Origin of the sequence: Brevibacterium yomogidense (genome assembly GCF_016107685.1) — a bacterium.
Classification (GTDB): Bacteria; Actinomycetota; Actinomycetes; order Actinomycetales; family Brevibacteriaceae; genus Brevibacterium; species Brevibacterium yomogidense.
Map to the genome: position 1 here is coordinate 655,943 of NZ_JABASY010000002.1, position 12,346 is coordinate 668,288.

At 69.8% G+C, this 12,346-nt stretch carries 9 protein-coding genes; 7 read left to right on the forward strand and 2 right to left on the reverse strand.

The window, feature by feature from the left end:
• Genes JFC09_RS07340 through JFC09_RS07360 form a run of 5 tightly spaced genes read left to right on the forward strand, consistent with a single transcriptional unit; the run spans nucleotide 1 to nucleotide 6,138 of the window.
• Complete coding sequence (locus JFC09_RS07340; RefSeq protein WP_198393322.1) at nucleotides 1-1,167, forward strand: helix-turn-helix transcriptional regulator; 1,167 nt, start codon at nucleotides 1-3, stop codon at nucleotides 1,165-1,167.
• Complete coding sequence (locus JFC09_RS07345) at nucleotides 1,167-2,213, forward strand: WYL domain-containing transcriptional regulator (protein WP_198393323.1); 1,047 nt, start codon at nucleotides 1,167-1,169, stop codon at nucleotides 2,211-2,213. The genes JFC09_RS07340 and JFC09_RS07345 overlap by 1 nt, the downstream gene beginning before the upstream one ends.
• Before the next feature lie 33 nt (nucleotides 2,214-2,246).
• Complete coding sequence (locus tag JFC09_RS07350; protein WP_198393324.1) at nucleotides 2,247-2,546, forward strand: twin-arginine translocase TatA/TatE family subunit; 300 nt, start codon at nucleotides 2,247-2,249, stop codon at nucleotides 2,544-2,546.
• Between the two features lie 18 nt (nucleotides 2,547-2,564).
• Nucleotides 2,565-3,383 carry a twin-arginine translocase subunit TatC gene (gene tatC, locus JFC09_RS07355; protein WP_332839690.1) on the forward strand — a complete coding sequence of 273 codons (819 nt, stop codon included), beginning with the start codon at nucleotides 2,565-2,567 and terminating at the stop codon, nucleotides 3,381-3,383.
• Between the two features lie 4 nt (nucleotides 3,384-3,387).
• Complete coding sequence (locus tag JFC09_RS07360) at nucleotides 3,388-6,138, forward strand: DEAD/DEAH box helicase (protein WP_232483227.1); 2,751 nt, start codon at nucleotides 3,388-3,390, stop codon at nucleotides 6,136-6,138.
• A 48-nt stretch (nucleotides 6,139-6,186) separates the two neighbouring features.
• On the opposite strand, the gene secA2 is transcribed toward JFC09_RS07360, so the two are convergent.
• Together secA2 and JFC09_RS07370 are read right to left on the reverse strand one after the other, a co-directional pair.
• Nucleotides 6,187-8,454: an accessory Sec system translocase SecA2 gene (secA2, locus tag JFC09_RS07365; RefSeq protein WP_198393325.1), complete on the reverse strand. Its 2,268-nt coding sequence runs from the start codon at nucleotides 8,452-8,454 to the stop codon at nucleotides 6,187-6,189.
• Nucleotides 8,455-8,516: 62 nt separating this feature from the next.
• Nucleotides 8,517-10,268 (reverse strand): exonuclease domain-containing protein, encoded by a 1,752-nt coding sequence (locus tag JFC09_RS07370; RefSeq protein ID WP_198393326.1) that lies wholly within the window; start codon nucleotides 10,266-10,268, stop codon nucleotides 8,517-8,519.
• A 56-nt stretch (nucleotides 10,269-10,324) separates the two neighbouring features.
• Between JFC09_RS07370 and JFC09_RS07375 the strand changes: the two genes are divergently transcribed.
• Both JFC09_RS07375 and JFC09_RS07380 read left to right on the forward strand, forming a co-directional pair.
• Nucleotides 10,325-11,320 (forward strand): amidohydrolase family protein, encoded by a 996-nt coding sequence (locus JFC09_RS07375; protein ID WP_198393327.1) that lies wholly within the window; start codon nucleotides 10,325-10,327, stop codon nucleotides 11,318-11,320.
• Nucleotides 11,321-11,610: 290 nt separating this feature from the next.
• A complete protein-coding gene (locus JFC09_RS07380) occupies nucleotides 11,611-12,345 on the forward strand; it encodes a polyprenol monophosphomannose synthase (protein ID WP_198393328.1) in 735 nt (244 codons plus the stop codon).
• Nucleotide 12,346: the final 1 nt, after the last annotated feature.

Below are 12,346 nucleotides of genomic sequence, written 5' to 3' on the forward strand. Positions count from 1 at the left end.
GTGTCACGAGTGCGACGTCAGACAGAGCGGCTCATGAACCTGCTCATCGCCCTGCGCGCCGCTCGCGGGTGGACGGACAGGGACGACCTGCGCCGCAGCATCAGCGACTACGCGGACCTGGACGATGCGGCGTTCGACCGCCAGTTCTCCCGCGACAAGGCTGCGCTGGAGGCGATGGGGATCGCGATCTCCACGACCTCCTGGGACGACCCCTTCACGGACGGGACGGGCTACGGCTACCGCATCGACGACGCCGACTACGCGCTCACCCGGATCGACTTCACCCCGGCGGAGGCGGCGGTCGTGTCCGTCACCCAGTCGCTGCTGGCCGACACGGCTCTTGCCGCCGACGCCCGCAGCGCGCTCAACAAGCTGCGCGGGCTGGGGGAGGGCTTCGCGTCGCCCCCCGACGCCCGTCGAGCGGACGTGCCGGGCACCGTCGTGCCCGCACACGTGGCCGGTACCGCGTTCGCCGGTCTGCTCCGCGCCGTCGAAGCCCGCCGCGCGGTCGCGTTCGACTACCGGCGCCCCGGTGCGGAACCGACGCGTCGCACCCTCGAGCCCTACGCGCTCCTCACCCGCGGGGATCGGACGTACGTGGTCGGCAGGGACGTCGATCGCGATGCGATCCGCACGTTCCGTCTGTCCCGCATCCAGGGCCGGTTGCGCAACGCGCCCCGGCGCCGCGACGGCGACTACACGGTGCCGGACGATTTCGTCGCCTCCGAGTACGTGCGGAGGGACTCCACCCCTCTGCCCGCCGACGGCGCGTCCCCTGACGGCCGACGCGAAGACCGTGCGCACCCGCACGGTTCGGTGTCAGCGCACCAGCCCGTCGACGTCGCGATCGCCGTCGCTCCTGGGCGTGCGCTTCCCCTGCGGGACAGTGCGCACGACTCGTGCCCACCTGTCGCCGCGGAATCGCCCCACGTGCCGCACGGCTGGGACGTTCTCGCGCTGCGGATCGCGGATCACACAGCGTTCGCAGAACGACTGCTCGACTTCTCGCCGTCCGTCGTCGTCCTCGAACCGGCTTCGCTCGTCCGCGCCCACGTCGACCTCCTCACCCGGACGGCCCACTCCCTGGACCGGCTCATGACCACTGCGGATCAGTCCGCCGCAGGCAGACCCGCGGGGCGGCCCGCCGCAGAGGAAGGGGACGACTGATGTCCGAACGTGCACACGACCGCCTGTCACGGCTCCTGGGTCTCGTCCCCTACCTCACCCGTCGACCGGGCACGGACCTCGCGGACGTCGCCGCGCACTTCCAAGTCGACGAGGCCCGGATCGTCGACGACCTCGAGCTCCTCTTCGTCACCGGCCGGCCCGGACATATGCCGGACGACCTCATCGAAGCGGAGTGGGAGGGCGGCGGTGTCTACGTCGGCAACGCGGACGAGGTGTCCGTGCCGGTCCGCCTCAGCCCGCACGAGGCGGGCGGGCTGCTCCTCGCGCTCGACTACCTCGAGTCCGCCCACGAAGCCGATCCCACCACGATCGGGACGGTCCGCGAGAAGCTGCGTGCCGCCTCGGGCGGGGAGTCCGGCGGGGCGGTCGACGTGGACCCGCCGCGGATGCCTGCGGGCCTCGCCGCGACCGTCCGGTCTGCGATGGACACGGGGACGACGCTCGACATCCGCTACTACGTGCCGGCGCGCGACGAGCTCACGCAGCGCACCATCCGTCCGCAGCGCCTGCGGCTGGGCCGCGTGTGGTACCTCGACGCGCACTGCCTCACCTCCGGCGGCGAACGGTCCTTCGCGGTCGAGAGGATCCGTGCGGCCGTCCCCTCCTCGCACGTCCCCTCCGCACAGCCGGCCGGCACCTCCGCACAGTCACGGAACACCGTCGCCGAGGTGCCGGTCGCCCGGGAGACCGCCTCGGACCCCACGCAGGCAGAGGCTGGCGACCCCGCCCCGCACGGGGGAGCGGAAGACGATGCCGGCCTCGCACTGATTCTCCGACCCGAGGCCGCGTGGCTCGCGGACGACATCGACGTGGAGACCGCGGGGGGTTCGCGACGCGACGACGTCGACGGGCCGGGGACCGTGGCGCTCGAGCTGCCGCATGCCGGGCGGGAGTGGGCGGTCCGATTCCTGGGCGCGCACGGCAGGGGAGTGTCACACGCCCATCCGGATGCCGCGGTGCGGCGGGCGGCGGATGTGACCCACGAGGCCCTGTCCCTGTACTCCCACCGGAGCCCTGAGGACTAGAATGTCCCAGAGCATCGAACACAAGGAGCACGTATGCGCCCGGAGCCCATCCACATCCTCATCCTCGTCATCGTCATCCTTCTGATCTTCGGCGCGCCCAAGCTGCCGATGATCGCGAAGAACATCGGCAAGTCCCTCAAGGTCTTCAAGTCCGAGGTGGACGATCTGCGCGGCGACAAGGACAAGGGTGACGCTCAGGACGACACGCGCCAGGAGATCACCGAGGCCCCGTCCCACCCGTCCGTCGACGACGTGACCGGTGCGAACACCCCGGAATCGAAGCGCGGAGAAGGCGACGCCCTTCCCGACGACGACTCCCGCCGGAACTCCTGACCCGCGACCCCGACGACGGTGGAGACCGAAGGAAGAAAGAGCTGGAAGCGCTCGAAGGCGAACCCCGACAAGCGGATGCCGCTGTCGGAGCACCTCATCGAGTTCCGCAACAGGCTCATCATCTGTGCCGTGGTGCTGATGCTCGCCGCGGTGGGCGGATGGTTCCTCTACGACCCGGTGCTCGCCATCCTGCAGATGCCGGTCGAGGAGATCGCGGCGCAGGACGGACGTGTCGCAGAGCTGAACTACGCGGGGATCGCCTCCCCGTTCGACATGAAGATCAAGGTGTCGCTGTTCATCGGCTTCATACTGTCCTCGCCGGTGTGGATCCAGCAGCTCTGGGCCTTCATCGTCCCAGGCCTCACAAAGACGGAGAAGCGGTACACGCTGGCTTTCGTCGCCGCATCCATCCCGCTGTTCCTCGCCGGTGCGAGCCTCGCGTTCTTCGCGATGCCGAACGCGGTGCGCGCACTCACGTCGTTCACCCCATCGGGGGCCAGCAACATCATCCCGGCGCAGGACTACCTCACGTTCGTCATGATCATCATCGTGGTGTTCGGGATCGCGTTCGTCCTGCCCGTCCTCATGGTGGGGCTCAATATGCTGGGGATCCTCTCCGCGGACCGCATCCGGAAATCGTGGCGCATCGTCGTGCTCATCGTGTTCGTCTTCGCTGCGATCGCCACCCCGGCTCCCGACGCGATCTCGATGTTCTTCCTCGTCATCCCGATGCTCACGCTGTTCTTCATCGCGTGGGTCATCTGCCTGCTGGGCGACAGACGCCGGAAGAAGCGCCTCATCGCCGAGGGTCTGTGGGAGGATCCGGCAGAAGACTGACTACATGGAACGCCCGTCTGCGCAGCAGGCGGAAGCACTGGTGGGAGCGGCATCCCCGCTCCCTGAGAGGAACGTGACCATGAGCGTTGAGCACGACCCCCTCGCCGCTTTCGAGGCCAGTCTGGGGTTCTGCCTCGACCGGTTTCAGAGGACCGCCTGCCAAGACCTGCTGGAAGAGCGCTCCGTGCTCGTCGCAGCACCCACCGGCGCGGGCAAGACCGTCGTGGCGCAGTTCGCCGTGGCACTGGCCCAGCACCGTGGTGTGAAGGTCTTCTACACCTCGCCCATCAAGGCGCTCAGCAATCAGAAGTTCGCAGAGTTCAGCCGGGAGTACGGTCCGGAGAACGTCGGGCTGCTCACGGGTGACACCACCATCAACCGGGGCGCACCGATCGTCGTCATGACGACGGAGGTGCTCCGGAACATGCTGTACTCCGGTGAAGCGCTGGACGACCTGGGCTTCGTGGTCCTCGACGAGGTCCACTACCTCGCGGACCGATTCCGGGGGCCCGTGTGGGAAGAGGTGATCATCCACCTCCCCGCCCACGTGCGCATCGTCGGCCTGTCCGCGACGGTGTCCAACGCGGACGAATTCGGTGCGTGGCTGCGGGAGGTGCGCGGCCGACTCGACGTGGTCGTCACGGAGCACCGCCCGGTGCCGCTCCACAACCACGTGATGGTCGACGGTCGGATCCACCGGCTCTTCCGGGCCGCGTCCAGCACCGATCTGGACCCGGACCTCGTACGGGCGATCCGCCAGCACGAGCACGGGCGCGGGCGCGGCCAGAAGGGCCGTCGCGGCCGCGGTGGGCCCTCCCGCCCGCCGCGTGTCCCGCGGACGTCCCGACTGGACATCCTCGACCGGCTGGAGTCCGATGAGCTGCTGCCGGCCATCTTCTTCATCTTCTCCCGCAATGGATGCGACGAAGCCGTCGAACAGCTGCTCATGCGGGGCGTGGACCTCACCGACGACGCGGACAAGCAGGCCATCGAGGCGCGTCTGGACGACCTCGTCGAGGAGATGCCGCGGGAGGATCTGGGCATCCTCGGTTTCGGCACGTTCTCGTCGGGGCTGCTGCACGGCTTCGCGGCCCACCACGCGGGGATGATCCCGCAGTTCAAGGAGCTCGTCGAAGATCTCTTCGCCGCCGGTCACCTGCGGGCCGTCTTCGCCACGGAGACCCTCGCCCTTGGCATCAACATGCCGGCACGGACCGTCGTGCTGGAGAAGCTCGTGAAGTTCAACGGGGAAGCGCACGTGCAGATCACCCCCGGCGAGTACACGCAGCTCACCGGGCGCGCCGGCCGGCGCGGTATCGACACGGAGGGCCATGCGCTCGTCGTGTGGCAGCCCGCGCTCGACATCGCGGATATCGGCGCCCTCGCGTCGAAGCGCACCTACGCACTCAGGAGCCAATTCGTCCCCACCTACAACATGGCGGCCAATCTGCTCGCGCGGATGGACATCGAATCGGCCGGGCGTGTCCTCGAGACGTCGTTCGCCCAGTTCCAGGCGGACACCGCCGTCGTGGGACTCGCGCGGAAGCTGCGTCGCAACGAGGAGGCGGTCGAGGGGTATCGGGAGTCGATGGCCTGCAATCGCGGCGACTTCGCCGAGTACTCCAGGCTTCGTCGCAGCGTGTCCGCGGAGGAGAAGCGGCAGCGGCGCACCCGGTCGAAGTTCCGCCAGCGTGAGGTGATGGAGTCGCTGGGCCTGCTGCGTGTGGGCGACGCGGTGACGCTGCCGTCGAAGCGGTCGCTGGGTGCCTGCGTCGTCATCAGCCCCATGCAGCGGAAGGAATCGGACACGCGGCTGCCGAGCGTGCTCACCGAAGAGGGACGGGTCTGGCATCTGCGACCGCACGAGGTGACGGAGCCCGTCGTGAAGCTGGGCCGGGTGAAATTCCCCAAGAAGTTCAACCACCGGGTCGTCGAGCAGCGCAGGCGCCTGGGGGAGACCCTGGCCGAGGCGCTGGCGGACGGACGCGTGAAGGACCCGACCACCGCCACTGCGGAAGCGCGGGAGAAGGACAAGAGCGAACGTGCGAGGACGTCGGGTTCCACCCGCGTCGACGAGCTGCGTGAGGAGATCCGCAGTCACCCGTGCCATGCGTGCCCGGAACGGGAGCATCACGCTCGGTGGGCGGAGCGCGCGGAGAGGCTGGAAGCGGAGAACGCGTCCCTGCGAGCGAAGATCGAGGGCCGCACGACATCGATCGCGATGGTCTTCGAACGGGTCTGCGACGTCCTCACGTCCGTGGGCTTCCTCCCCGACAGCCACATCCTGCGCAGGATCTATGGGGAACGCGACCTCGTCACCGCACTCGCTGTCCGCGGTGGGATCTTCGACTCCCTCGGTGAACCGGAGATCGCCGCACTCGCCTCGGGCCTCGTGTACTCCGCGCGGCAGCTGGAGACGTTCGGGCTCCCGCGGATGCCCACGCCCTCACTCGACGCGGCGGCACTGGAGGTGCACGGACTGTGGCGGACGGTCACGGAGCTCGAGAGCTCCGCCCGCCTCACAGACACGCCAGAACCCGATTTCGGGATCGCCCGACTCCTGTACGCCTGGACGGAGGGCGCCACACTGTCCACGACCCTGCGGGGCTCCGGGATCGCTGCGGGTGACTTCGTCCGCTGGGCGAAGCAGACGCTCGACATCCTCGGTCAGATCGCGGACGTGTGCGATCCCGCCACCGCGGTGCGGGTCCGCCGTGCGGCGGAGTCGGTCCGCCGAGGCGTCGTGTCGGAGTGAGCCCCGCCGGGAGATGATCCCGGCGGGTGGCGCCTCAACGGGCGGGGCTCAGCCCCGCCGGAGCGTTTTCACGATGGTCTCGAGGTCGGAGCCGAACACGTTCTCCGTCGTGAGGTAGGTCCAGGTGGACGACGGCCGCTTGAGACCGTGCGCGGGCAGGTCGAGTCCGTCCGCGGTGAAGTCCGCGTTCTGCAGGACGCCTTCCGCGCGGTCGAGCACATCGTCCCAGAAGCCCGAGAACGCCTGGATCGATTCCTCGTTGAACGCTTCGTGGGGCTTCTCCCGGGCCAGCGTGCGCAGGTGGATGCCTTCCCGGAGGTCGTTGAGATACGCGAGGTGCTCGACCCAGCGGTCATCGACCGCGAACAGCAGGACGTCCCGGATCGCGTCGTCGAGAACTGAAGCCGACTGGGCGTCCTCGATCTCCTCGACACGGCCGGTTCCCAGTCGTGCCCGGAGCTCCTCGACGCCGCGTGCACCTTCGCGCACCTCCTCCCGACGGGTGAGCACCAGCTGGCGCTGCTGCGCCATGAGCTCGTTGAAGCGCCACGTGTCGCGGTGGACGGCCGTGTTCTCGCCCTCCGCCATCCGCTGGGCGTGCTCCACGAGCAGCGCCGCGCGCTTCGCGGTGATGAGTCCCGTCTCATCGCCTTCCTCGACGAAACGCTGCGCCTCCGGCACGCGGCTCATGAGCTCGTCCTCGAGGCTCGTGAAGAAGACGGAGCTGCCGGGGTCTCCCTGGCGTCCGGCACGTCCCCGCAGCTGGTCGTCCAGCCGTGAGGACTCGTAGCGTCCGGCCCCGATCACGAGCAGCCCGCCGGCCTCTGCGACGTCCTCGCCGCCCAGGCGGATGTCGGTTCCGCGCCCGGCCATCTGCGTCGACACCGTCACCGCTCCGGTCTCACCCGCACGGGAGATGATCTGTGCTTCGCGGCTGTCGTCCTTCGCGTTGAGGACTTCGCAGTCGATCCCGCGTTCCCGCAGACGCGCCGCGAGCGATTCGCTCTCCGCGACCGACCGTGTGCCCACGAGCACCGGACGGTCGGACGCGTGCGCTTCCGCGACCTCTTCGACGATCGCCCGCTCCTTCGACTCCTGGAACGTGTAGAGCCGGTCCGGTTCGTCGATGCGAATGACCGGTTCGTGCGGTTCGACCGCCACGATCTCCAGCTCGTAGAACTCGCGGAGGTCGTCCCCGACGGCCAGCGCGGTGCCGGTCATGCCGCACACGCGCTCGTAGGAGTGGACGAGCTCTTCGACCGTCATCTGGTCGAGGATCTCACCGCTCGTCGACGTCTCGAGCTTCTCCTTCGCCTCGACAGCCGCCTGGAGCCCATCGGGCCAGCGCTGCAGCTGGGCGATGCGGCCGCGGGCAGCGTCGATGAGCTTGATGGCGCCGTCGACGACCAGGTAGTCGACGTCACGGTGGACGAGCATGCGCGCGTACAGGGCGATGTTGACGGAGGCGAGGGCCTGCGGATCGTCCCCGTAGAGCTCCACCCCGAGGATGTGCTCGACCTCGTCGATGCCGGCAGGGGTGAGGGAGACCGCCCTGCGGTCCTCCGTCACCTCGATGTGCTCGTCGACGTCCAGTTGCGCGACGAGTCGCGCGATCCGCTGGTCCGCGTCCTCCTTCTTCGTGGATCCCGCGAGTACGAGCGGAACCCGGGCCTCATCGATGAGGACGGAGTCCGCTTCGTCGACGACGACGACGTCCCGGGCCTCGACGCGGACCTCTTCGCCCGGCAGGCGGAAGCGGTCGCGGAGGACGTCGAACCCGATCTCCGACACAGACCCGTACACGATCTCCGCGCGGTACGCGTCCCTGCGGGCGGTGTCCGTCATCGAACCGGACACGGCGTCCGCGCTCACCCCGAGGAGCTCGAACAGCGGGCTCATCCACGCGTGGTCACGCACCGCGAGGTAGTCGTTCACACTCACGACGTGCACCCTGCGGCCCTGGAGCGCATAGCCGGCGGCCGTGAGCGCTCCGACGAGCGTCTTGCCCTCACCGGTGAGCATCTGGACGACATTCCCGTCGAGCAGACCGATCAGGCCCCGCAGCTGCGTGTCGTAGGGGCGCTCGTCGAGCACGCGGGCCGCGGCCTCCCGTGCGAGGGCGGCGAACCGGACGAGCTGGTCCTCGCGGCTCCCCGTGTCGAACACGGTGCGTGCGGCATCGGTGAGCTGTTCGTCGGTGAGATCGGCGTACTCCTCACCCCGCTGCGTCACCGCGGTCTGTGAGCGGTCGAACCATCCGACGCGCTTGTCGGCCTGGGCACCAGGCCGGTTGAGCAGTCGCGAGAAGAATCCCATTCGTCGTGTGCACCTCGTCGATATCGTGTGGTGTCCGTCGGTCCGCCCGGACCGGACGCGGTTCAGTCTAGGCGCTCGAGCGGCCAGTCCCCGTTGACCACGGCGGTGGGGCGTCTGCGGCGCAGGAACTCCTGCAGCGACGCGGACTGTTCGCGCTTCCACACCACCTGGTCGTCGTGCAGCCGCGCGGCCGGCGCGGAGCCGACAGTGGGCGAGGCCGCCGCGAGAGCCAGCGCGATGAGACCCGCGGCGCGCGCGTCCTCGAGCGCGTCGTGCGCGTCGTCCAGCGGCACCCCGTAGTGCTGTGCCAGAGCGGTGAGCGTGCGCGGTCCCCGCCGGTACGTGTCGACCTGCCGGTCGACGACGAGGGTGTCGATGACACGGGGGAGTGTCTCGAGCAGTGCGGCGGCGTGCGGCAGGAGGCCAGCGCGAACTGCTTCCGCCGCGAGCACCGTGAGGTCGTACACGATGTTGTGGCCGACCAGGGCCCGTCCTGCGGAGGCCATGTCGTTCACGGCGGCGAGGATCTCCGGCAGCGCTTCGGCCGTCGGTCGGCCTTCCGCGCGCGCACGCTCGGTGGAGATCCCGTGCACGCGCTGGGCGGCCTCCGGGATCTCCACCCCGGGGTCGACGAGCCACGTGCGGGCAGGTCCCTCGACCCCTCCTGTGAACGGCACGAGGGCCGCCGACACGATCCGACCGGTGTGGGGGTCGACACCCGTCGTCTCGAGGTCGAACGCGCAGAAGTCCGCGGCCCACCCCGTGGGCACGACCTGTGGCTCACGGGGGAGGACCGCGGCGCCGGGGGCCAGTTCGGAAGGGGGAGCCGCACCGGCGGCGGGCACCACGTCGACAGTGGTCTCCCGCGTCAGCTCCACTCGCGTGCGCACCTCGACGACGTCGCCGGTGAGCGCGGCGAGCAGCCGCGCCGCAGAGCGTTCGACGCCCCAGGTCGCGCCCAGGTCTGCGACGCGAGCGGTGTCGGGCTCGCCGGCGACCGACGCGACGAACTCCGCGACCGCGAGGTCCGTGAGGCCGTCCATGACGCGTTCGCCCGCACGGACGGCGTCCGCGTGGGCGAGGATGTTCTCGCGCCTCCGGGGAGAGAGGCCGTGCTCCTTCTCACCGCGCTCCGCCGCCGCGATGACGGCGTCGAGCCCCCCGTATCCCGCGACCAGTTTCGCCGCGGTCTTCTCGCCGATGCCCGGCACGCCGGGAATGCCGTCGGAGGGGTCGCCGCGCAGGGCTGCGAGTGCCCGATACGAGACCCCGTCCGCCACGCCGTAGAGGGGCTGGAGGTCGTCGAGGGCGGCGGTCTCCCAGCGGCCCCCTGTGCGCGGGCGGTGGATGCGCACCCTGCGTCCCGGCATGAGGAGTGCCAGCAGATCGCGGTCCGACGACACGACCACGAGGTCTTCGTCAGGGGACTGCACGACGATCGAGGCGATGACGTCGTCGGCCTCCGTCCCCGGCACTTCGGCGATGGGGATCCCGAGCGCGTCCAGCGCATCGAAGATCACCGGCAGCTGTGCTTCGAGCTCTGGCGGTGTCTCCGTCCCGCGCACGGGATCCACGATGCGGTGAGCCTTGTAGTCCGGGAGGACCGCCGTGCGGAAGTCGGGTCGCCAGTCCGCATCCATCACCGCGATGATCCGGCGCGTGCCCCACTGGCCGATGAGCTGGCTGATCGTGTCGAGGAGTCCCCTCACCGCGTTCACGGGCCTGCCATGGGGCGACCGGATGGTGTCGGGCAGGCCGTGGAACGCCCGGTAGTAGAGGGCGGGGGTGTCGAGCACGATGAGCGGTGGTGTCACGAGCGCCACCCTACCGGGTGGCCCGGACGCACCGCCCCGCGTGCGAGAATCGCGATATGACCGATACGCCCCTCATCCTGTTCCGCGGCGACGTGTATTCGAGCGCCGACCCGTTCGCGACCGCCCTGTCGTTCGCGGGTCCGACCGTCGCGTGGGTCGGTGAGGACGAAGCGGCGATTGCGACAGTGGGCACCAAGGTCGATCTCGACGGCGACCTGGTGACGCCCGGCTTCGTCCACGCGGGGCTGCTCCTCACGGGGGAGGGCGACCCGGACCCTGCGTCGCTGCCGTCCGCGGGCATCACGTCCGCGCACGTCCTGGGCCCGGAGGCGGCGGTGCGTGTGTTCCGCGAGGAGGCGCCGGACGCTCTCGCGATCACCGCCCACCCCTTCGGGGCACCGGACGGGCCCACAGCCATCATGGCCGCCGACCTGCCGTCGCACCTGACCGCCGACCGGCCCCTCTTCATCGTGGTCGCCGACGCCACGGACCTCACCGCGGTGCTCGACGCTCTCGACGACGCCGAGGTGCGGGCACGGGCCCAGCGCGCGCTCTGGCGCCTGCTCGTCACCTGCCCCGTCCCCTCCGAAGCCGTGCCGAGGCTCGCGGGGCTCGGGATCGGCCTCACTCTGGACCCCGGAGCGCACGACCAGCCGCTCGCCCCTCTCCTGTCCGCAGGCGCACAGGTGAGCTTCGCTCTGGACACGTCAGCGCCGTGGACGACACTCCGCTCCGCTGTGTACGGCAGCAGCACGGGGATCTCCGCACGTGCCGCCTTCAACGCGGCGACTCGCTTCGGCTTCCGCGCCGTCGGACAGTTCGAGGGCGGAGTCCTCGCACCCGGCGCCGAGGCGACGGCTGTGCGCTGGGAGGTGGGAGAGCTCGTCGTCCAGGTGGCGGACGAGCGTCTGGCCGCCTGGAGCACGGATCCGCGTTCCGGAACCCCTGGGCTGCCGGACCTGTCCGGGGAATCCCCGCTGCCCGTCGTGCGCGACGTGTGGGTCCGGGGACAGCGACACGCCGCCTGGTCTGGGAAGACGCAGTCGGCTTGAGATCCACGGTTGCCACAGCAGTTACCCCTGGGTAGATTGCTGAGAGACGCCCCGTGGGGGCGAGGTCCGGCGGCAATGACCATTAGACAACGCGACCTGCTTCAGGTTGCGGCCCGAAGGTCCAGCCGCCGGACCTTTTCCTGTTCTGGAGCCGCCGGCGCCCCTTCGATGCGATGCCCCGCGCAGGCCGGGGCACACTTTCCGGGGCAGCCCCCGGCGCTCTGCGGGTGCTGCCGATCCGGCACAGCGGCTCCGCGTCGCACCTCCGGAGCTCCGATAGAGTGGCGACGATGAGAACCCTGGTCGTGATCCCCACGTACAACGAGATCGACTCGCTCCCGCTCACCCTCGAAGCACTCAGCACCTGGGTGCCCGAAGCGCACGTCCTGGTCGTCGACGACGGCTCGCCGGACGGCACGGGGGACTGGGCGGAGCGGCGCGCCGGTGACGATCCTCGTGTCAACGTCCTCCACAATCCCGTGAAGGGAGGCCTGGGTGCCGCGTACATCGCGGGCTTCCACTGGGCGCTGGAGGGCGACTGGGACATCATCTGCGAGATGGACGCGGACGGCTCCCACCGTGCCCGCGATCTGCCCCAGCTGCTCGCCGCCGTGCGCGACGGCGCGGACCTTGCGATCGGCTCCCGCTGGGTGCCGGGCGGCGCCGTCGTCAACTGGCCGAGGAACCGCCATCTCCTGTCGCGCGGGGCGAACCTCTACGCGAACCTGCTCATCGGCCTCGGCGTGAACGATGCGACCGCCGGTTTCCGCGCGTTCCGACGCGAGACGCTGGAGAGCCTCGATCTGGACGGCGTCGAATCGACGGGGTACTGCTTCCAGATCGACATGACCCGCCGTGTGAAGGACGCGGGTCTGCGGATCGTCGAAGTGCCCGTGACGTTCGTCGAGCGGGAGCTCGGCGAATCGAAGATGGACGGCGACATCATCAACGAGGCACTCGTACGCGTCGCACGCTGGGGCGTCCAAAGGCGCGGACGACAGCTCCGGGCGCTCACGGGACGCTGAC